The following is a 20,732-nucleotide window of genomic DNA, read 5'->3' on the forward strand; positions in this document are numbered from 1 at the left end:
CCCCAACCGCGCACCGCACCGGGCGCTCCATCGTGTCGCCGAGCCCTCCCCTGGAGCCGCCTTGCGATGATCGTCCGATGCGGGTGGATGTGCGACGGTATTGATGAATGGGACTGTAAGGCAAGAAGTTCCACGCCAAATACCCTTTGGCGCAATTGGCCGGTACGCACTGATGTACGCCAATATTCATGCACCGGCGTACGCCCCTATTGCGCCGTCTCGAATACGGGGGGAATTCCGGGCGCGCGGGGCTTACGCAATTCGGCGCTCAGCGCCCCGACCGGATTCGCCCCACCCGCTTGAGCAGGCGGTCCGCCGGCTCGAACAGCTCCGGCCGGGCGAGCACCGCGTTGCGCAGCGCACGCACCGGCGCGCGGCGGGCCCGGTGCCCCAGGGCCACGGGATGGCGCCGCATCACCCACCCCTCGGACACCAGGAGTTCACGGGTTTTGAGGGAGTCCTTGTAGTCCTTCGCCCCGCGCCCCAGATCGAGATAGTCCAGCGAGTCCGCGGCCGCCGCCTGCGCCATCCGCACATGCAGCACCAGGCCCGGCGAGTACTTCGCGAACCGCGGGTCGTAGGCCGGGAACCAGCAGGCGAGCACGGACGGCGAGCGCAGCCCGAAGTGCGCCGCGACCGGCCGCCCACCGGCGTACAGCACCGACAGCAGACCCGCGAAGGAGTCCGTACGGCTGTGGAACAGCTGCTGCACGAGCCGGACGATCCAGGGTTGCGCGAAGCGGTCGCCGCGCCCCGTCCTGCGGTACTGGGCCGACTTCCAGCGCATCAGTGTGCGCAGCGCGGCCGGGTCGCGCTCGTCGTGGACGTAGCGCACCGGTCCGACGTCCCGGCCGAGCCGGCGCTCCTTGGCGAGGGTGGTCCGGGCGAACTTCGGCGACCGCGCCCGCAGCCCGGCCAGATACGCCTCGAATCCCTGGTCCACGTCGATGACGGGCGAGGCGTGCCGTCCGAAGGAGGGCGTCTCGAAGGTGCGCTGACCCTCCACCAGGTGATCGAACTCCAGCACCGACAGTCCGCAGGCCCGCAGCAGCTCCTGGGCGCCGCACCGGAATCCGGGCCGGTGCACCAGACCCTGCGCGTCGGAGACGCCCAGCCCGATCGCCCGCCCGACACCGAGCGCCGAGCGCTGGAAGGGCAGGAACGCCGCCGGGGCGCCGTCCTGGTGCACCACGGCGATGCGTACACCGCCCCGGGACCGGCCCACGGCCAGCGCGAACTCGGGGGCCAGGAACGGGTTCGCCAGCTGCGGCGCCCCCAGGGACCGCGCCTCGGTCTGCAGGGCGGTCCAGGCGCTGCGCTCGGCCCCGGTCAGCCGGCCGGGGCGGTACACCGCGAGATCCACCTCAGCCCGCCCGCCGTCCGGGCGCGCCGCCGGTCCGGTGCCGCAGCGCGCTGCCCAGCAGCACCGCGCCGCTGAACGCCGTCACCGCGAGCACCCCGCCGCGTACCGACCACAGATGCAGCGCGAGCATGGCTTGCGCCACCAGCAGATCGACGGCGAGCGCACCGGCGCCGGCGGCCACCGCGCGGCCCAGGGGATCGATCCGGCCCAGTGCGGCGGCGATCGCCGCGGCCGGCGCCATCAGCAGGAAGAAGAAGGTGAACGGCGCGCGGAGCGGCGAGCCGATGTCGGCGAGCGCGAGTACGGCCCCCACCCCGCCGATTCCGGCCGCCACTCCCGCGAGCAGCGAGACGGCGGTGCCCGTCGGCCGCTCTTCGGGTGGTGGCGACTCGTACGAGTCCTTGCCGTCGATGGTGTCGGTGCGCATTGGCAGCTCTGCCCCCCGTACCGCCGGATGCCGGGCCTCAATGTCGCGCAGCGCCCGGAGCACCGTCAAGACACGAAGAAGGCCGGAAACCTACGCAACCCGACAGGGGGTGGGGGCACCTGCGGGCCGCCCACTGACGGCGCAATGGCGGGCCGGCGGACCGGCCGTCCGGAGACTGGGGGAGCAAGCGCTGGGGCCGATCCGAGCCTGATCCACCGGACACGCCCCCAGGTCGGGAGCCTGGTGGAAGGAGTCGGGTCGGTGGAGCCGCCGAGTGGGACCGCGCTCACGGTGGTCATGGTGGGGCTGACCGTGGCCACCGGCGTGCTGGACGCCGTCAGCTTTCTGACGCTCGGTCAGGTCTTCACCGCCACCCAGACCGGCAACCTGCTCTTCCTCGGATTCGGTATCGCCGGTCAGGGCGGGCTGCCGGTGGCCGCCACGGCGGTCTCGATCGGCGCCTTCCTGCTGGGCGCGGCGCTCGGGGCCCGGCTGGAGTCGACGCTGGCCGCGGGGCAGCGCCCGTGGTTCCCGGCCGCGCTCGTCGCGGAGGCGGCGCTGCTGTTCGCGGCGGCGGTGGCGGCCTGGGAGGACGGTCCCGGTCCGGTGCTCGCCCGGCGCCATGTCGTCGTCGGGCTGATGGCGGTGGCGATGGGCATGCGCAATGTCACCAGCATGCGGGCCGCGGCCCCGGACCTGACCACCACCGTGGAGACCCGGGCGATGGCGGCCCTGGCCAGCGGGTCGCTGCTGGGGCACGACAGGAAGCTGGGGTACGGCTCCCACGCCGGGGCCCGCCGGCTGTCCTCCGTGACCGCGATGTTCGCCGGCGGCCTCCTGGGCGCCGGCCTGCTCGGCCTGGGGACGCGGCCGACGCTGGTGATCCTGCTGGTGGCGGTGTTCGTCGCGGCCACCGCCTTCCTGATGTACGGCTTCACCCACGGCCCTCGCTCCAACGAGGGCTGACGCCGCGCCACCCGCGCCCGCCGCCGGAGCCGTGCCGGGCCCCGGACGGCGCACCGCCGCCCGGGGCCCTCATGGGCACGAGGGGTCACACCGCCCCTACGGGACGATCTTCAGCAGCTTGTTGGGCGAGCCGCTGCCCGGGTTGGTCACCACCCCCGAGGTGGCGCCGTTCGTCAGGGCCGTGGCGACCTGCGCCGGGGTGGCGGTCGGGTGACCGGCCAGGTAGACCGCGGCCGCACCGGTCACGTGCGGGGTGGCCATCGAGGTTCCGGAGATGGTGTTGGTGGCCGAGTCGCCGGTGTTCCAGGCGCTGGTGATGGAGCTGCCGGGCGCGAAGATGTCCACCCGCGAGCCGTAGTTGGAGAAGGACGAGCGGGCGTCGGTGGAGGTGGTCGAACCGACCGTGATGGCCTCCGGGACCCGGGCGGGGGAGTAGCCCTGGGCGTTGGCCCCCGAATTGCCGGCGGCGACGGCGTACGTCACCCCGCTCTTGATGGAGTTCTGCACGGCGGTGTCCAGGGCCGCGTCCGGGCCACCGCCCAGCGACACATTCGCCACCGACGGGCCGCTGTGGTTCCTGGTGACCCAGTCGATGCCCGCGACGACCTGGGCGGTGGTGCCGGAGCCGGAGTCGTTCAGCACCCGCACCGCCACGACCTTCGCCTTCTTGGCGACGCCGTACGCCGTGCCGGCCGCGTTCGCCGCGACATGGGTGCCGTGGCCGTTGCCGTCCTGCGCCACGTTGTCGTTGTCGATCGCGTCGTAGCCGTTCACCGCCCGGCCGCCGAAGTCCTGGTGCGTCACGCGTACGCCGGTGTCGATGACGTAGACGGTGGCACCGGCGCCCGCGCTGTCCGGGTAGCTGTACTTCTTGTCGAGCGGCAGCTTGGCCTGGTCGATCCGGTCCAGGCCCCACGACGGCGGGTTGGTCTGGGTGCCCAGGGCGTGCACGGTGCGGTCCTGGAAGACCTTGTCGACCGCCGGGTCGGCGGCCAGCGCTCTGGCCGCCCGCGCGGAGAGTCTGGCGGAGTAGCCGTTGAGTGCGGCGGTGTAGGTCCGCCGCACCGTTCCGCCGTAGTCGGATATCAGGCCTCTGCCGTCGGCCGAGGCGGCCTTGAGGCCGGCCGAGCGCTTCAGCGTGACGATATAGCTGCCGGGCACCGCGTCCGGGGCGCCGGCTCCCACGACGGTGCCCTCGGCGGGTGCCGCGTGGGCGGGGAAGGCGAGGGTGCCCAGGGCGGCGGCCGCGGTGGTCGCGGCCAGCGCCGTGGCGATCCGCAGCGTGGTCGAACGCCGCGGGGTGGTGCGGGATGTGGTGGAACGCATCACTGCCATCGCGAGGGAGTCCTCCTCATCGGTGGCGCGCCGTGGTGCGCGCGCAGGGGGTTGCGTACGGGTTCGTACGCACCTTTGGGGCGGTGGGGGGAGTCCGTTGAACCGTTGACCGCCCGTCAAAAAGATTCGCGGGCTTCGAACACGGACGGCAAGGGTTCTGTCGGGATGTCATATGCACGTCACGGCAAAGAAATGACATGGCAGTGAACATCCGCCCCAATCAGGAGATTTGCCGTGAACTGCGGAATGACTTTTGACATGAACACTTCCGACAGTCCGGGAATCTTGCTACGACGGATATGGCAGAGATCCTGCTAAGGGAGGTTCCATGAGACTGTCCCGATTCGCGGCCCTGACGTCCGCCTTCTTCGTCACCACGGCGCTCGCGCTCACCGGCGCGAGCGCCGCCGCGTCCGCCCAACTCCCCACCGCAACCGGCTATGTGGCCCTCGGCGACTCGTACTCCTCGGGCGTCGGGGCCGGCAGTTACGACGGCACCAGCGGTTCCTGCAAGCGCAGCACCAAGGCCTACCCGGCCCTCTGGAGCGCCGCGCACTCCCCCTCCTCGTTCGCCTTCACCGCCTGTTCCGGAGCCCGAACGGGTGATGTGGTGAACGGTCAGCTCGGCCCGCTCAACGCCTCCACCGGTCTGGTCAGCATCACCATCGGCGGCAACGACGCCGGTTTCGCCGACACCATGACGACCTGCGCGCTCCAGGGCGAGAGCGCCTGCCTGGCCCGCGTCGCGCAGGCCAGGACCTATATCGACAACACCCTGCCCGGCAAGCTCGACACCGTGTACGACGCGATCGACCAGAAGGCCCCGAACGCCCGCGTGGTGGTCCTGGGCTATCCGCGCTTCTACAAACTCGGCGGAAGCTGCGTGGGCGGCCTCTCCGAGAAGTCCCGGTCCGCGATCAACGCCGCCGCCGACGCCATCAACGGCGTCACCGCCAAGCGCGCCGCCGACCACGGCTTCGCCTTCGGCGACGTCAACACCACCTTCGCCGGCCATGAGCTGTGCTCGGGCAGCGCCTGGCTGCGCAGCGTGACCTATCCCGTCGACGAGTCCTACCACCCCACCGCCGCCGGTCAGTCCGGCGGGTATCAGCCGGTGTTCGCCGCCACCGCGTGACGACCCGCACACCGGGCGCCGGGGAGGGGTCGTGAGATCCCGGTCTCTCCCCGGGCGTTCCGGCGCCCCGTCGGCGGCCCCCGAAGACCCCCGCCAGAGCCCGACGGTCCCTCAACTCGCCCTGGTACGCGCCTTGTACGTGACATTCCGTATGGTGTTCGTCAACGTCAAGGCGAGGCAGGTGAATCCGTTGACCGGTCTGCACGCGTGTCCGCCAAGAGAGATAGGGTTACCCTGCCCGGGCCGGGTGCCCTCGTAAGGGTGGGGAGATTCATGGAACAGATAACAGTGCGTAGCAGGGCGAGAGTCCCTGCCGTCAATTGCGGGAGCAGTGCGTCCAGCGCGCGTCTCGACCGCCATCTCGCGGTGCTGGGTGGACCCGCCATCCCGCAGCGTGAGGCGGAGGGCGCGACCTCGCTGATGCAGGAGCTCACCGCGCGCGATCACGCGCGTACGAGGAACGGCCGCGGCGCCAGGGTGTCGCTGTTCGCGCCGCTGCGCAGGCTGCGGCGTTCGCTGTTCGGGGGGCACGGCTGACCCGCTTCACCAGCGGCTTACCGGGCGGCCGGCCCGCCCCCGCCCGACCGGTCCGCCCAGCACCACCCGTCACGTCGTGACGGGTGGTTTTTTCATGGCACGGCACCTCTCTGCGTACGATGTACGTAACGAGAAGGGCGGCGAGGTGATCGATCCATGGCAGCGAGCGGCCGCGCGGCCGGACCCGAGGTGATCTGGGCGCGACCCGAGCGGGCGGGCCGCGGCCCCCGGCCCGCCTTCACCCGGGACGGGATCGCCGAGGCGGCGGTGCGGATCGCCGACGAGTCCGGGCTCGCGGCGGTCTCCATGCGGCGGGTGGCGACCGCGGTCGGCTGCGCCACGATGTCGCTCTACAACTACGTGCCGAGCAAGGGCGATCTGGTCGACCTGATGGTCGATCGGGTCGGCGGCGAGTACCGTCTGCCCGACCGGCCCTCCGGGGACTGGCGCGCCGATCTGCTGGAACTCGCCCAGCAGGAGCGGGAGATGATACGGCGCCACCCCTGGATGCCGGGCGCCGTGCTGTCGCACAGCTTCCTGGGGCCCAACGCCCTGCGCTGCATGGAGTACTGCCTGGCCGCGCTGGAGGGCTCAGGGCTCGACGACGGCCTCAAACTTGAGCTGATCTCGATGGTCAACGGCACGGTGCTCTCCATGGCGTCGGCCGAGCAGGCGGCCGCCGAACGCGCCAAGGAGTCCGGCCACAGCCCCGAGGCGCGGCGCGCGGCACAGACCGGCTATCTGCGCACGGTGGTCGGCACCGGGCGGTATCCGCTGGTGGCCCGCGCCCTGGCGAAGGGCGCAACGGCCGGCGATCCGGATGAGATCTTCGCGCGGATGATCGGGCGGGTGCTCGACGCGTACGAGGCGTCCGCGGCGTCCGGCACCGGCTGACCGGCCGACGGCGCACAGCAGCCGCCGCCTCACAGCAGCGCGAACTGGCCCTCCGGGCCCTCCTCGTGGTGGTCGAGGACGGACGCCGGGCGGTACGCGGAGACCGGCGCGGGCAGCACGCCGTCCGCCCGCAGCCCGTCCGCCGTCAGCCGCGGCCCGTCCGCCGTATGCCGGTTCAGCTCCTCGCGCCGCGGCTGGAGCTCGGCCAGCAGCGCCAGCACGGTGACCAGCTCCAGCAGCTCCGAGGTCCACTCCTGGCGCCAGTCGGCGGGGCGCAGCGCGGCCAGCGAACCGGCCTCGGGCGGCGGTGCCCCGTCCGCCGCCGCGCCGGTGCGCTGGGCGAACCACGCCTCCAGGACGCGTACCCCGCCCGCGTGGAACTCCCACGCCCCCCTCGGCACCGGCGAGATACGGCCGCTGCCGAGCAGGAGCGCCTCCCCCTCCGGGTCGTATCCGAGGGACTCGGGCAGCCCGCGGGCGGGGAGCGCCGCGCGCACATACGGGCGGCGGCCGCCCGGCATCCGCGGCCGCTCACCGGGGCCGGCCGGCCCGCCCCCGGGCGCGTGGCCGCCCCGGGTGAACAGCCACAGCAGCCGGGTGCCGAGCGCGACTCCGCGGTCCCAGACCTCCGGGTCCGCGGTCAGCGGCACCACCGTGCCGTCGGGGGAGTGGCGGGCGGCGGCGAGGATCCAGGCGAACAGGTCCACCGGGGTCGCCGGGCGGTCCAGGCGGCGGCCGAGCAGGGCGAGCAGGCCCGGTGGCAGGTTCGGCTCCTGCCCGCCGGGGCGGCGGTAGAGCGGATGGATCCGCCCGGGGCGGCCGGCCGGTGCGCATCCGTCGGGCAGCAGCGCCGAGCACACCACCGCGGGGCCGGCCGGCTCCGGAGCCGCCCCCGATCCGACCGCGTACAGCTGGCGTTCGTCCGCCACCCGCCACAGCTCCGGCCGGGCCGCGTCGATCAGCCGGTGGTCGGGCAGCAGCCACTGCTGGTCGAACGGGCCGTGCAGGATCCGCACCGGCTCGGGGCACGGTCCGCTCGCCCGGTACAGCCGCCCGGTCCCGGTGGCCTGGCCCGGCAGCTGGCCGACGGCGGAGTGCAGGGTGCGGGCGCGGGACGGCCCGAAGAGCCGCTCGCGGGCCGCCACGTCCTCGGCGTCGACCAGCGCCGCCCAACGGGCGCGCAGGGTGGCCGGATCCGGCGCCCTCACCCAGGACCGGCCGAGCCGCAGCGGCGGCACGGACCACGGCATGAGATCCGACAGCCGTGGCGCGTCCTGCTTCGCCGTCACGCGGAGCCCCTCCCGGACCGTTCGGTTGACCCCGGCATGGTATCCACGGGCCCCGCGGCCGCGCCGTGCCCGAGGCCCCGCCCGCCGTCCGGGGCGCCGCCGATGCGGTCTTCCGCTTGCTGATCTTGGAGGAGTACGGTCCTGAGCCGTACGCCCGGCATGCTCAGGGAGGGCCGTTGTGACGGACACCGCCTCACCCACGCCCGAACGGCGCGGGGGACCCCCCGCCGGCCACCGGGTCGCCGCCCGGCTGGACCGGCTGCCGCCGTCCCGCTGGCACCGCCGGATCACCCTCGTCGTCGGCATCGGCGCCTTCTTCGACCTCTACGAGATCTTCCTCGGCGGGGTGCTGGCCGCGGTCCTCGCCGAACAGTGGGACCTGGGGCACACCGCGAAGTCCGCGGTGATCGCCGCCGGGTTCCTCGGCATGTTCGTCGGCGCGAACGTGCTCTCGGTGCTCGCCGACCGGTGGGGGCGGCGCCGGATGTTCCTGGCCAACCTGGGGCTCTACGCGGCGTTCTCGCTGGGGTGCGCCTTCGCCCCGGATCTGCGGTGGCTGCTGATCCTGCGGTTCCTGTCCGGCCTCGGGCTGGGCGCGGAGCTGGTGCTGGTGGACACCTATCTCGCGGAGCTGCTGCCGCGGGCGGTGCGCGGCCGCTACCTCGCCTGGGCGTACACCCTGGGCTTCGTCGGCGTCCCGGTCGCCGCGCTGCTCGGTGCCCGGCTGGTGGCCGCCCACCAGCCGCTGGGAATCGAGGGCTGGCGCTGGCTGCTCGCCGCCGGTGCGCTCGGAGCCGCGTTCCTGCAGCTGATGCGGCGCCGGCTCCCGGAATCGCCGCGGTGGCTGGCGGTCCACGGGCGCGGCGCGGAGGCCGAGCGGATCGTGGCCGGCATCGAGGAGCGGGTGGCGCGGGAGACCGGCGCCAGCCTGCCGTCGGTACCGGAGGCGGAGACCGTGCCCGAACGGAAGGTGCCGCTGGCCGAGATGTTCCGGGGCGACCAGCGGCGGCGGACGGTGATGTGGTGGATCTTCCAGGTGCTGCAGACCGTCGGCTACTACGGCTTCGGATCGCTGGCGCCGGTGGTGCTCACCGCCAAGGGCCACACCGTCACCGAGTCGCTGCTGTACGCGGCCTTGAGCTTCTGCGGCTATCCGATCGGCTCCGCGCTGTCCACCCCGCTCATCGACCGGATCGAGCGCCGCTCCCTGATCGTCGCCTCGGCGCTCGGCATCGCCGGCTGCGGTCTGGCGTTCGGCTTCGCCTCCGCCACCTGGGCCGTCGTCGCCTTCGGCTTCGCCCTCACGGTCTGCAGCAACGTCTTCTCCAACGCCTTCCACGTCTACCAGACCGAGATCTTCCCGACCGGACTGCGCAGCAGCGCGATCGGCATCGCCTACTCGCTGTCCCGGCTCACCTCGGTCGTGCTGCCGTTCGTCGCGCTCGGCGTGCTGAACGCCCTCGGCCCGGCCGCGGTGTTCACCGGCTCGGCCGGGCTGATGCTGCTGCTGTGCCTGGACGTGGCGCTGCTCGGCCCGCGCAGTACGGGGCGGAGCCTGGAGCGGATCTGAGCGGGGGCCGGGTCAGTGCGCGTCCAGCGTGACCGTGAAGGAGAAGCGGTCCCCGCGGTAGTGGATCAGGGCGACGTCGACCACGCGGCCGGCCTCGTCGTAGGTGACGCCCGTGTAGTGCAGGATCGGGCTGAGCAGCGGGACCCGCAGGAGGCGGGCGGTCTCCGGGTCCGCCAGCCGGGCCTCGACGGTGTCGGTGATCCGGCTGATGCGCACCCCCACCACGTCCCGCAGCACCTTCGTCATCGGCCAGCGCACCAGGTCCGCCGGGTCGATCCGGGCGGCGACGTCGGGCCGTACGTAGTTGCGCGCGTGGTTGGTCGGCTCGCCGGTCTCCTCGTCGCCGCGCAGCCGGCCGAAGCCGGTCACCTCGGTCGACTCCGGGAAGTACTCGGTCAGTTCGGAGGGGACCGCGACCGGCCCGTGCTCGGTCAGTTCGGTGCTCATCCCGGACTGCTGGGCCACGATCGTGTCCACCGAGCCGAGCAGCCGCACCGGCGCCCCGCGCCGTGCGCTCGGCTCGATGAAGGTGCCGCGGCGCCGGTGCCGGCTGATCAGGCCCTCCGCCTCCAGTTCCTTGAGGGCCTGGCGCATGGTCAGCACGCTCACGCCGTAGTGCGCGGCGAGCGCGTCCTCGGTGGGCAGCCGCAGCGGGGCCTCGGGGGAGCGGCCCAGTATGGAGGCGCGCAGCGACTGCGAGACCTGGTACCACAGCGGCAGCTTGCGGTTCAGGTCCAGCGAGTCGGGAGCGAAGGTGGTCACGAGGGTTCCCCGGGTGTCACAGGCGGAAGTGGCGCTGGAGACCCTGCCACACGTCGTCGTAGCCGCGCTGCAGATGGCCGGCGTCCCGGGCCTGGGCGGTGAGCGTCAGCGGCCAGCGGGTCTCGAACATGAACGCCAGACCGTCGTCGATCTTCTGCGGCGCCAGCTCGGCGGCGCTCGCCCGGTCGAAGGTCTCCCGGTCGGGCCCGTGCGCCGACATCATGTTGTGCAGCGATCCACCACCCGGTACGAAACCCCCCTCACCGGCCGTCTTCGCGTCGTAGGCGCCCTCGATCAGACCCATGTACTCGGTCATCACATTGCGGTGGAAGTACGGCGGCCGGAAGGTGTCCTCGCCGACCAGCCAGCGCGGCGCGAACACCACGAAGTCCACGCCCGCCAGGCCCGGGGTGTCGGACGGGGAGGTGAGCACGGTGAAGATCGACGGGTCGGGGTGGTCGTAGCTGATCGAGCCGATGACGTTGAAGCGGTGCAGGTCGTAGACGTACGGGACGTGGTTGCCGTGCCAGGCGACGACGTCCAGCGGCGAGTGGTCGTAGGTCGCCGTCCAGAGGTTGCCGCAGAACTTGTTGACGACCTCGACGGGGCCCTCGACGTCCTCGTAGGCGGCGACCGGCGCGCGGAAGTCCCGGGCATTGGCCAGGCCGTTGGCGCCGATCGGGCCGAGGTCGGGGAGCTGGAAGGGCCGGCCGTAGTTCTCGCAGACATAGCCCCGGGCGGTGGCGTCCAGCAGCTCGACACGGAAGCGCACACCGCGCGGGATCAGCGCCACCTCGCCCGGTTCGGCCCGCAGCAGGCCGAGTTCGGTGCGCAGCAGCAGCCCGCCCCGCTCGGGCACGATCAGCAGCTCGCCGTCCGCGTCGCTGAACACCCGGCGGTCCATGGCGGTGTTGGCGTGGTACAGGTGGACGGCCATGCCGGTGCGCTGGGTCGCGTCGCCGTTGCCGCCCAGCGTCCACAGGCCGTCGAGGAAGTCCGTCGGGCCCTCGGGCGCGGGCTGCGGGTTCCAGCGCAGCCGGTTGGGGTCGGGGGCGCAGTCGGTGAACGGCGCCGAGCGCAGGGCGCGCTGCTCGGCGCGGACGAACGGCGGGTGCGCGGCCGAGGGGCGGATGCGGTAGAGCCAGGAGCGGTGGTTGTGGTCGCGCGGTTCGGTGAACGCCGACCCGCTGAGCTGCTCGGCGTACAGGCCGAGGGGTGCCCGCTGGGGGGAGTTGCGGCCCACCGGCAGCGCGCCGGGCACGGCCTGCGAGCTGTGCTCGTTGCCGAAGCCGGTGGCGTACTCCAGCCCCTCGGCCGTCTTCCTCGCCTGCTCGTTGCCCGTGCCTGCCATCGCGTGCTCCCGCCGCTCAAGGAATCCTATGCAAGACCTTAGGATTGTCGAAGGGGGTCGTCAACGGAGACTCCCGGCCTGGAGGGCGGGCAGGATGGTCGGGTGCAGCAGCCGACGCCCCGCCCCGCCCCGCCGCCCGCCCCGCTGCGCCGCGCCCCCGTCCAGCGGCGCAGCGCCCAGCGCCTGGCCAGAATCCTCGACGCCTGCGCCGAAGTGCTGGAGGAGACCGGGTACGAGGAGCTGAGCACCCGGGCCGTGGCCGGCCGCGCCGGTGTGCCGATCGGCTCGGTCTACCGCTTCTTCCCCAACAAACGCGCCATGGCCGAGGCGCTCGCCCGGCGCAACCTCGACGCCTACGCGGACCGCATCACCGCCCGGCTGACCGCGCCGGCCGGTGTCCCGCTGGAGTGGCGGCGCGCGATGGACGTGGTGGTCGACGAGTACCTCGCCATGAAGCGGACGGTCCCGGGCTTCGCCCTGGTGGAGTTCACCGTCCCGGCCCCGACCGAGTCCCGCCGGGCCAACTACCTGGTAGCCGACCGGCTGCTGGTGCTCTTCGCCGGCCCGCTCGGCCTGGACGCCGCCGACGAGCGGCTGCGGACCGCGTTCCTGGTCGGCGTCGAGACGGCCGATGCGCTGCTGCAGCTCGCCTTCCGTACGGACCCGGCCGGCGACCCGGCCATCGTCACCGAGGCCAAGCTGCTGCTGCGGTCGTACTTGGCGCGGTATCTCGACGCGGGGGAGTGAGACGGGCGGGCCTGCCCGGTGCCGTGGAAGCGGGCGGTCGCCCGGCGGATTTCCGCCGGGGGGCTGCCCTCATGCCTACCGGTCGGTATGGTCGGACGGTACGCAGCCCGCCGGCACCGTCCCCGGGAGGGACCGATGACCCGTACCGCCCTGCGCATCTGCCCGCTCTGCGAGGCCACGTGCGGGCTGACCGTCACCCTCGACGGCGACCGGATCACCGCCGCCCGCGGCGACCGCGACGACGTCTTCAGCAAGGGCTTCCTCTGCCCCAAGGGGGCCTCCTTCGGGGAGCTGGACGCCGATCCCGACCGGCTGGTCCGCCCCCTGGTCCGGCGCGACGGCCGGTTGACCGAGGCCACCTGGGACGAGGCGTTCGCCGCCGTCCAGGCCGGACTGCGCCCGGTCCTCGACACGCACGGCCCCGACTCCGTCGCCGTGGTGCTCGGCAACCCCAACGTGCACACCGTCGCCGGCGCCCTCTACCCGCCCGTGCTGCTCGCCGGCCTGCGCTCGCGCAGCGTCTTCTCCGCCTCCACCGTCGACCAGATGCCCAAGCACGTCTCCAGCGGACTGCTCTACGGCGACCCGCTGGCCATCCCCGTACCGGACCTGGACCGCACCGACCACCTCCTGGTCATCGGCGCCAACCCGATGGACTCCAACGGCAGCCTGTGCACCGCGCCCGACTTCCCCGGCCGGATCAGGGCGCTGCGCCGCCGCGGCGGCCGGCTGACGGTGATCGACCCCCGGCGCACCCGTACCGCCAAACTGGCCGACGAACACCTCGCGATCCGGCCCGGCACCGATGCGCTGCTGCTCTTCGCGATGGTGCGGGTCCTGTTCGACGAGGGCCTGGTCGACCTCGGGGAGCGCGCGGGGCACGTCGTCCAGGTCGACGAGGTCGAGCGGCTGGCGGCGGACTTCACGCCCGAGGCGGTGGCCCCGCTGTGCGAGGTGCCCGCCGAGCGGATCCGGGGGCTGGCCCGTGAACTGGCCGCCGCCGGGACCGCCGCGGTGTACGGCCGGATCGGCTCGACCACCGTCGAGTTCGGCACCCTGACCAGCTGGCTCGTCGACGTCCTCGCCGTCCTCACCGGGAACCTCGACCGCCCCGGCGGCCTCATGTTCCCGCTGTCCGCCACCGCCGCCGCGCCGCGCCCGCCGAAGCCCGGCCGCGGCTTCGCGCTGGGCCGCTGGCGCAGCCGGGTCTCCGGCCACCCCGAGGCCAAGTCCGAGCTGCCCATCGCGGCGCTCGCCGAGGAGATCGACACACCGGGCGAGGGCCGGGTCCGGGCCGCCGTCGTCATCGCCGCCAACCCCGTCCTGTCCGTCCCCGACGGCGACCGGCTCGACGCCGCGCTGGCCTCCTTGGACTTCGTGGTGAGCGTCGACCCGTATCTGAACGAGACCTCGCGGCACGCCGATGTGGTGCTGCCGCCGCCCCCGCCCTCGCGCAGCGCCCACTTCGACTACGCCTTCAACGCGCTGGCCGTGCGCAACCAGGTGCGCTACACCCGCCCGGTCCTGCCGCTCGCCGAAGGGCGGCCCGACGAGTGCGAGATCCAGGCCCGGCTGATCCTGTGCACGGGCGGGCAGGACGGCGCGGACCCCGCACTGGTGGACGCCATGGTGCTCGACGCGGCCCTCGCCAAGGCCGTCGCCGATCCGCACTCCCCGGTACACGGGCGCCAACCGGCCGAACTCGCCGCGGAGTTGACCGGCGAGACCGGCGCCGAGCGGCGGCTGGACATGATGCTGCGGCTCGGCCCGTACGGCGAGGGCTTCGGCGCCGACCCCGAGGGGCTCTCACTGGCGCGGCTGCTGCAGAACCCGCACGGCATCGACCTGGGCCCGCTCACCCCGCGGCTGCCGGCCCTGCTGAGAACGCCCAGCGGCGCCGTCGAACTGTGCCCCGGGCCGATCGCCGCCGAGGCCGCCCGGCTCCGCGGCCGCCTCGGCGAGGTGCCCGAGGGTGTGCTGCTCATCGGCCGGCGCCATCTGCGCTCCAGCAACAGCTGGCTGCACAACGTCCCGGCCCTCGTGGGCGGCAGCAACCGCTGCACGGTCCATGTGCACCCCGAGGACGCGGCGCGTCTGGGGCTGACCGACGGCGGGTCGGCGCGCCTGAAGGGGGACGGGGGCGAGGTGGAGGTGCCGGTGGAGATCACCGATTCGGTCCGGCCGGGTGTGGTGAGCCTGCCGCACGGCTGGGGCCACGACCGGCCCGGCACCCGGCTCGCGGTCGCCGCCGCCGACCCCGGCGTGAACGTCAACCAGCTCAACGCGGGCCGGCTGCTGGACCCGCTCTCGGGCACCGCGGTGCTCAACGGACTGCCCGTTGTGCTCACGCCCGTCCACTGAGATCCCTATTGACCTGGGGTTTTGCTCTTATTGCTCGCGCGTCAAGGCCTTGTTAACAAAACTTTGCGGCACCTAACGTCACCTCGACCGCCACCCCCGGCCGATGTTCAAGGGCGAACGTGAGGTACCCCTAATGCTGACAATCCTCGGATTCGTCATGATCGCCACCTTCCTGGTGCTGATCATGATGAAGAAGATGTCACCGATGGCAGCGCTCGTGCTCATTCCCGCGCTGTTCTGCGTCCTGGTCGGACAGGGCGCGAGCCTTGGCGACTACGTCCTCAAGGGCATCGGTGACCTGGCCCCCACGGCCGCCATGCTGATGTTCGCCATCATCTACTTCGGGGTGATGATCGACGTCGGCCTCTTCGACCCGATCGTCCGCGGCATCCTGAAGTTCTGCAAGGCGGACCCGGTGCGGGTGGTGGTCGGCACCGCGCTGCTCGCCGCGATCGTCTCGCTCGACGGCGACGGCTCCACCACCTTCATGATCACCGTCTCGGCGCTCTACCCGCTCTACAAGCGGCTGAAGATGAGCCTGGTCGTCATGACCGGTGTCGCCGCCACCGCCAACGGCGTGATGAACACCCTCCCGTGGGGCGGCCCGACCGCCCGCGCCGCCACCGCGCTCAAGCTCGACGCCGGCGACATCTTCATCCCGATGATCCCCGCCCTGGCCGTCGGCCTGGTCGCCGTCTTCGCCCTCGCGTACGCCCTGGGCCGGCGCGAGCGCAAGCGGCTGGGCGTACTGACCCTGGGTGAGACCCGGATCGTCTCCGAGACCGCGGACGAGAAGGAGACCGAGCAGGTGCTGGTCGGGGCCGGCGCCGGCGCCCAGGGCGGCGTGTCCGCCGCCGGCGGGCACCCCACGGGCGGCTCCGCGCCGGCCGGCGGCGACGGCGACCCGCGCGAGGTGGACCTGCAGGGCCTGGACCCGCGGCGCGCCACCCTGCGCCCCAAGCTCTACTGGTTCAACGCCGCGCTCACCGTCGCGCTGCTCACCCTGCTGATCCTGCAGACGCTGCCCATCCCGGTCCTCTTCCTGCTCGGCGCGGCCCTCGCGCTCACCGTCAACTTCCCGCAGATGAAGGACCAGAAGGCCCGCATCGCCGCGCACGCCGAGAACGTCCTCAACGTCTCCGGCATGGTCTTCGCCGCGGCCGTCTTCACCGGCGTGCTCACCGGAACCGGCATGGTCGAGCACATGGCCCGCTGGCTGGTCTCCGGCATCCCGGACGCGCTCGGCCCGCACATGGGCATCGTCACCGGGGTCCTCAGCATCCCGCTGACGTACTTCATGTCCAACGACGGCTTCTACTTCGGCATCGTGCCGATCCTCGCCGAGGCCGGCGCCGCCCACGGCGTGGCCCCCGTCGAGATCGCCCGCGCCTCCCTCGTCGGACAGGCCCTGCACATGTCCAGCCCGCTGGTGCCCGCCGTGTACGTGCTCGTCGGCATGGCCAAGGTCGAGTTCGGCGACCACACCAAGTTCACCGTCAAATGGGCCGCCCTCACCTCCCTCGTGGTCCTGGGAGCCGGTCTGCTCTTCGGCATCATCTAGATGACCGCGGCCGACACCCGAGGGCCCGGCAGGAGCTGGCTGCTGCGGCTGGTCATCACCTTCTCCTTCGCACAGGGAGCGGTGAGCATGGCCAGGCCGGCCGTCTCCTACCGGGCCCTCACCCTGGGCGATCGGGGTCTCCCCTGCTCGAACGCAGTGGAGAGCTTGGGGAAGAACGAGCCGTCGGCGTGATCACCGCCTGCTGCGCGCTGCTGCCGCTGCTGGCCGCCGTCCCGCTCGGCCGCCGTACCGACCAGGGCCGCTGCGCACCGCTGCTGGGCAGCTGATCGGCCCGGTCGCCGCCGGTCTGGTCGTCCCCGAGCACGACGGCGAGATGGCGCCCACCAGCGCCACCGCCCTGATCGTCGCCGGCCGCGCGCCGCGCCTGCCGGCTGGTGATGACGCCGATGATCCGGTGGCTGGGGCGCACCGCGCTGATGGCCGGCAGCTGCGCGCCGGCCGGGCTGCTGTGCGGGGCCCTGGTGCTGCCGGTCCCGGTCTGGGCGCCGGCGGTGATGCTGAGCGCGCTCGGCTTCTGCCTGGGCGCCGGCCGGCCGCTGTCGATGACCACCGTCGTCCAGGCGGCGCCCGAGCGGGCCCGCAGCACGGCGCTGGCGCTGCGCCTCACCGGCAACCGTCCCCCACACCTGAACGGCGCGGGGGACCCCCATGGCCAGGTCGCCGCCCCGGCCGGCGCCGGTCTGCTGGCCGGCCCGAAGGGACCGTAAGCAGACCCGAAGGGAACCGTAAGCGCAGGTCGGCAGGGTGGTGTGCACAGCGGGACCGGCAGTGGGCCGGGCCCCGACGCGCACGACGCGGAGCATCTCGATGAGCACCTCGCAGCAGCACACCCCCACCCCCGTGACCGTCCTCGGACTCGGCGCCATGGGCCGCGCGCTGGCCGACGCCTTCCTCCGGGCCGGGCACCCCACGACGGTCTGGAACCGCACACCGGGCAAGGCCGACGAACTTCTCGAGCGGGGCGCGGTCCGCGCGGACACGGTGGCCGCGGCGGTGACGGCCGCACCGCTGGTGATCGTGTGCGTGGTCGACTACGGCGCCTCCGGGGCGCTCCTGGAGCCGGTCGGCGCGCAGCTGTCCGGCCGGGTGCTGGTCAACCTCACCTCCGACACCCCGGAGCGCTCGCGGGCCGCGGCCGCATGGGCCGCCGGGCACGGCATCACCTACCTCGACGGCTCGATCATGGTGCCGACGCCGGTCATCGGGCAGGAGGAGGCGACCATCCTCTACAGCGGTGCGCGGGACGCCTTCACGACGTACCGGGCGGCCCTCAGGGCGCTCGGCGGGCGGGCCGTGTACCTGGGGGAGGACGCCGGTACGGCGGCGGTTTACGATCTCTCCCTGCTCGGCTTCTTCTATGCGGCGATGGCCGGGCTGGTGCACTCCTTCGCGCTGTCCGGGTCCGAGGGCATACCGGCCGGGGAGTTCGCGCCGTTCACCGAGGCGATCGTGGGCATCCTGCCGGCGATCGCGGCGGGCATGGCCGAGGACCTGGACCGCGGGGTGTTCTCCGGCGACCAGGACAACATCGTCATGGAGGCGGCGGGCCTGGCCCACATCATCGAGGCGGCCGAGCACCGCGGCGTCGACACCGAGGTCCTCACCGCCGTCAAGGGCCTGGTCGACCGGACCATCGCCGCGGGCCACGGCGGTGCGGGATTCGTCAGCGTGATGGCGCAGATGCACAAGCGAACCGCCGAGGCGTGAGGGGATCCGGCCTGGCGGCGCAAAACTACCGGCGCTAGTTTGGGGGCGATGACCACCAGCCGGCTCGGGAGGACGACGAAGTGAAGCACCACGACGCGATGTTCATCGACGGCACCTGGCGGCCCGCCGCGGGTGCCGGGACGATCGAGGTGGTCAACCCGGCCGACGAGCGGGTCATCGCGACCGTCCCGGCCGGCACGGCGGAGGATGTGGACGCCGCCGTGCGCGCCGCCCGCGCCGCGCTGCCCGGGTGGGCCGCCACCGCCCCGGCCGAGCGCGCCGCCCGGCTGGCCGCGCTGCGCGACCAGCTCGCCGCCCGTACGGAGGAGATCGCCCGGACCATCACCGCGGAGCTGGGCGCCACGCTCGGCTTCAGCCGGCGGGTGCAGGCCGCGCTGCCGGTCGTGATCACCGGCTCGTACGCCGAACTGGCCGCCTCCTACTCCTTCGAGGAGCGCATCGGCAACTCCACCGTCTACCACGAGCCGGTCGGCGTGGTCGCCGCGATCACGCCCTGGAACTACCCGCTGCACCAGGTCGTCAACAAGGTCGCTCCGGCGCTCGCCGCGGGCTGCACCCTCGTCCTCAAGCCCGCCGAGGACACCCCGCTCACCGCCCAGCTCTTCGCCGAGTGCGTGGACGCGGCGGGCGTACCGGCCGGTGTCTTCAACCTCGTCACCGGCCTCGGCCATGTCGCGGGCCAGGCGCTGGCCGAGCACCCGGACGTGGACCTGGTGTCCTTCACCGGCTCGACCGCGGTCGGCCGGAAGATCGGCGCGATCGCCGGCGGCGGCGTCAAGCGGGTCGCGCTGGAACTGGGAGGCAAGTCCGCCAACGTCATCCTTCCGGGCGCCGATCTGGCCAAGGCGGTGCAGGTCAACGTCGCCGATGTGATGCGCAACTCCGGCCAGTCCTGCAACGCCCTGACCCGGATGCTGGTGCACCGCGACCAGTACGAGGAAGCGGTGGCGCTGGCCGCGGAGGCCGTGGGCGGCTACCTCGCGGGCGACCCGCAGGACGAGGAGAGCCGGCTGGGCCCGGTCGTCAACGCCGAGCAGCGCGACCGGGTGCGCGGCTACATCGAGCGCGGGGTGCAGGAGGGCGCGCGCCTGGTGGTCGGCGGACCGGACGCGCCCGAGGGCCGGGAGCGGGGCTACTACGTACGCCCCACCGTCTTCGCCGACGTCACGACGGACATGACGATCGCGCAGGAGGAGATCTTCGGCCCGGTGGTGTCGATCCTGAAGTACGAGAGCGAGGAGGAGGCGCTGCGCATCGCCAACGACTCCGCCTACGGGCTGGGCGGGGCGGTGTGGGCGGGCGACCGGGAGACGGCGGTCGCCTTCGCCCGGCGCCTGGAAACCGGGCAGGTCGACATCAACGGCGGCCGTTTCAACCCCCTCGCCCCGTTCGGCGGTTACAAGCAGTCCGGCGTCGGCCGGGAACTGGGCCCGCACGGACTGGCCGAGTACCTCCAGACCAAGTCGCTCCAGTTCTGACCGGGCCGCGCGGCGGGGGCGGGTGCCGCCTCCCGGTCGCGCGGCACTACCCTGTCCCGCCGTCCCGTGCATGAGGAGAACCAGTGGTCCGCGCCGCCGTACTGCCCGCCGTCAACGCCCCGCTCCAGGTCACCGAGATCGATCTGCCCGAGCCCGGCCCCGGGCAGGTCCGTATCCGACTCGCCGCCGCCGGCGTCTGCCACTCCGACCTCTCACTGTCCAACGGCACCCTGCGCCAGCCCGCCCCGGCCGTCCTCGGGCACGAGGGGGCGGGCACCGTCACCGCGGTCGGCCCCGGCGTGACGACGGTGGCACCCAACGACCCGGTCGTCCTCAACTGGGCGCCGTCCTGCGGCAGCTGCCACTTCTGCGGGCTCGCCGAGCCCTGGCTGTGCGCCCACTCCGGCCTCGCCGCGAACGCCCCGTACGCCCGGCTCGCCGCCGACGCCACCGAGCTCTACCCGGGCCTGGGCACCGCCGCCTTCGCCGAGGAGACCGTGGTGCCCGCGCACGCCGCGCTGCCGCTGCCGGCCGGGGTGCCGCTCGCCGACGCCGCGCTGCTCGGCTGCGCGGTGCTCACCGGCTGGGGCGCGGTGCACCACAGCGCACGGGTGCGCGCGGGGGAGTCGGTGGTGGTCTTCGGCGTCGGCGGGGTGGGGCTGGCCACGCTGCAGGCGGCACGGATCGCCGGGGCGGGCCCGATCGTGGCCGTGGACGTCTCCCCGGACAAGGAGGAGCTGGCCCGCTCGGCCGGCGCCACCGAGTTCGTGCTGGCCGACGGGCCCGCGTTCTTCGAGAAGGAGGGGGCCAAGCGGATCCGCGGGCTCACCGGGGGCGTGGGCGCCGATGTCGCCATCGAGTGCGTGGGCCGCGCCGACACCATCCGGACGGCCTGGACGTCCACCCGGCGCGGCGGCCGGACGACGGTCGTCGGCATCGGCGGCCAGGACCAGCAGGTGACCTTCTCCGCCCTGGAGATCTTCTACTTCGGCCGGACCCTCTCCGGCTGCGTCTACGGCAACAGCGACCCCGCCCGCGACCTCCCCGTCATCGCCGAGCACGTCCGCTCCGGTGCCCTGGACCTCTCCGGCCTGGTCACCGACCGGATCGGCCTCGACGGCATCCCGGCCGCCTTCGAGGCGATGCTGGCCGGCAAGGGCGGACGGGCGCTGGTGGTCTTCTAGCGACGACGCGTCCCTGGGGCAGG

Annotated in this window: 17 protein-coding genes and 1 pseudogene; 12 read left to right on the forward strand and 6 right to left on the reverse strand. The window is 73.2% G+C overall.

What is annotated here, in order from left to right; translation table 11 throughout:
• Positions 1-268 precede the first annotated feature (268 nt).
• A complete protein-coding gene (locus ACFWZH_RS26170; RefSeq protein ID WP_384435936.1) occupies positions 269-1,363 on the reverse strand; it encodes a GNAT family N-acetyltransferase in 1,095 nt (364 codons plus the stop codon).
• Position 1,364: 1 nt separating this feature from the next.
• Positions 1,365-1,790, reverse strand: a complete 426-nt coding sequence (locus ACFWZH_RS26175; protein ID WP_384435939.1) for a hypothetical protein — start codon at positions 1,788-1,790, stop codon at positions 1,365-1,367.
• Between the two features lie 261 nt (positions 1,791-2,051).
• Here ACFWZH_RS26175 and ACFWZH_RS26180 point away from each other — a divergent pair, with 261 nt between their 5' ends.
• The gene (locus tag ACFWZH_RS26180; RefSeq protein ID WP_384435942.1) at positions 2,052-2,756 is read left to right on the forward strand and encodes a YoaK family protein; all 705 of its coding nucleotides are present in this window, start codon (positions 2,052-2,054) and stop codon (positions 2,754-2,756) included.
• A 96-nt stretch (positions 2,757-2,852) separates the two neighbouring features.
• Here the strand turns inward: ACFWZH_RS26180 and ACFWZH_RS26185 are convergent, their stop codons facing one another.
• Positions 2,853-4,091, reverse strand: coding sequence for a S8 family peptidase (locus ACFWZH_RS26185; RefSeq protein WP_384435945.1), 1,239 nt, complete (start codon positions 4,089-4,091; stop codon positions 2,853-2,855).
• A 328-nt stretch (positions 4,092-4,419) separates the two neighbouring features.
• Here ACFWZH_RS26185 and ACFWZH_RS26190 point away from each other — a divergent pair, with 328 nt between their 5' ends.
• The 3 genes from ACFWZH_RS26190 to ACFWZH_RS26200 all read left to right on the forward strand — a co-directional run bounded on the left by ACFWZH_RS26190 (position 4,420) and on the right by ACFWZH_RS26200 (position 6,657).
• Positions 4,420-5,226, forward strand: coding sequence for an SGNH/GDSL hydrolase family protein (locus tag ACFWZH_RS26190; RefSeq protein WP_384435948.1), 807 nt, complete (start codon positions 4,420-4,422; stop codon positions 5,224-5,226).
• A 273-nt stretch (positions 5,227-5,499) separates the two neighbouring features.
• Positions 5,500-5,763, forward strand: a complete 264-nt coding sequence (locus ACFWZH_RS26195) for a hypothetical protein (protein WP_384435951.1) — start codon at positions 5,500-5,502, stop codon at positions 5,761-5,763.
• 156 nt (positions 5,764-5,919) lie between these two features.
• Positions 5,920-6,657, forward strand: coding sequence for a TetR/AcrR family transcriptional regulator (locus ACFWZH_RS26200; protein ID WP_384435954.1), 738 nt, complete (start codon positions 5,920-5,922; stop codon positions 6,655-6,657).
• Positions 6,658-6,686: 29 nt separating this feature from the next.
• Here ACFWZH_RS26200 and ACFWZH_RS26205 read toward each other — a convergent pair whose 3' ends face one another.
• Positions 6,687-7,946 (reverse strand): type ISP restriction/modification enzyme, encoded by a 1,260-nt coding sequence (locus ACFWZH_RS26205; RefSeq protein ID WP_384435957.1) that lies wholly within the window; start codon positions 7,944-7,946, stop codon positions 6,687-6,689.
• Positions 7,947-8,124: 178 nt separating this feature from the next.
• Here ACFWZH_RS26205 and ACFWZH_RS26210 point away from each other — a divergent pair, with 178 nt between their 5' ends.
• The gene (locus ACFWZH_RS26210; protein ID WP_384435960.1) at positions 8,125-9,516 is read left to right on the forward strand and encodes an MFS transporter; all 1,392 of its coding nucleotides are present in this window, start codon (positions 8,125-8,127) and stop codon (positions 9,514-9,516) included.
• A gap of 12 nt (positions 9,517-9,528) precedes the next feature.
• Here ACFWZH_RS26210 and ACFWZH_RS26215 read toward each other — a convergent pair whose 3' ends face one another.
• Positions 9,529-10,278: a GntR family transcriptional regulator gene (locus ACFWZH_RS26215; RefSeq protein ID WP_384435963.1), complete on the reverse strand. Its 750-nt coding sequence runs from the start codon at positions 10,276-10,278 to the stop codon at positions 9,529-9,531.
• Between the two features lie 16 nt (positions 10,279-10,294).
• Positions 10,295-11,629 (reverse strand): homogentisate 1,2-dioxygenase, encoded by a 1,335-nt coding sequence (gene hmgA, locus ACFWZH_RS26220; RefSeq protein ID WP_384435966.1) that lies wholly within the window; start codon positions 11,627-11,629, stop codon positions 10,295-10,297.
• A 102-nt stretch (positions 11,630-11,731) separates the two neighbouring features.
• Here hmgA and ACFWZH_RS26225 point away from each other — a divergent pair, with 102 nt between their 5' ends.
• The 7 genes and pseudogenes from ACFWZH_RS26225 to ACFWZH_RS26255 all read left to right on the forward strand — a co-directional run bounded on the left by ACFWZH_RS26225 (position 11,732) and on the right by ACFWZH_RS26255 (position 20,709).
• A complete protein-coding gene (locus ACFWZH_RS26225; RefSeq protein ID WP_384435969.1) occupies positions 11,732-12,376 on the forward strand; it encodes a TetR/AcrR family transcriptional regulator in 645 nt (214 codons plus the stop codon).
• A 135-nt stretch (positions 12,377-12,511) separates the two neighbouring features.
• Positions 12,512-14,737, forward strand: coding sequence for a molybdopterin oxidoreductase family protein (locus ACFWZH_RS26230; RefSeq protein ID WP_384435972.1), 2,226 nt, complete (start codon positions 12,512-12,514; stop codon positions 14,735-14,737).
• Between the two features lie 133 nt (positions 14,738-14,870).
• Positions 14,871-16,298: a CitMHS family transporter gene (locus ACFWZH_RS26235; RefSeq protein WP_384435975.1), complete on the forward strand. Its 1,428-nt coding sequence runs from the start codon at positions 14,871-14,873 to the stop codon at positions 16,296-16,298.
• Positions 16,299-17,020 (forward strand): annotated as a pseudogene (locus ACFWZH_RS26240) (hypothetical protein); the annotation flags it as partial. It abuts the gene before it with no gap.
• Positions 17,021-17,126: 106 nt separating this feature from the next.
• A complete protein-coding gene (locus ACFWZH_RS26245; protein WP_384435977.1) occupies positions 17,127-18,026 on the forward strand; it encodes an NAD(P)-dependent oxidoreductase in 900 nt (299 codons plus the stop codon).
• A gap of 80 nt (positions 18,027-18,106) precedes the next feature.
• The gene (locus tag ACFWZH_RS26250; RefSeq protein WP_384435980.1) at positions 18,107-19,525 is read left to right on the forward strand and encodes an aldehyde dehydrogenase family protein; all 1,419 of its coding nucleotides are present in this window, start codon (positions 18,107-18,109) and stop codon (positions 19,523-19,525) included.
• 83 nt (positions 19,526-19,608) lie between these two features.
• Complete coding sequence (locus ACFWZH_RS26255) at positions 19,609-20,709, forward strand: Zn-dependent alcohol dehydrogenase (protein WP_384435983.1); 1,101 nt, start codon at positions 19,609-19,611, stop codon at positions 20,707-20,709.
• Positions 20,710-20,732: the final 23 nt, after the last annotated feature.

This window comes from Streptomyces sp. NPDC059008, from assembly GCF_042749045.1.
GTDB lineage: Bacteria > Actinomycetota > Actinomycetes > Streptomycetales > Streptomycetaceae > Streptomyces.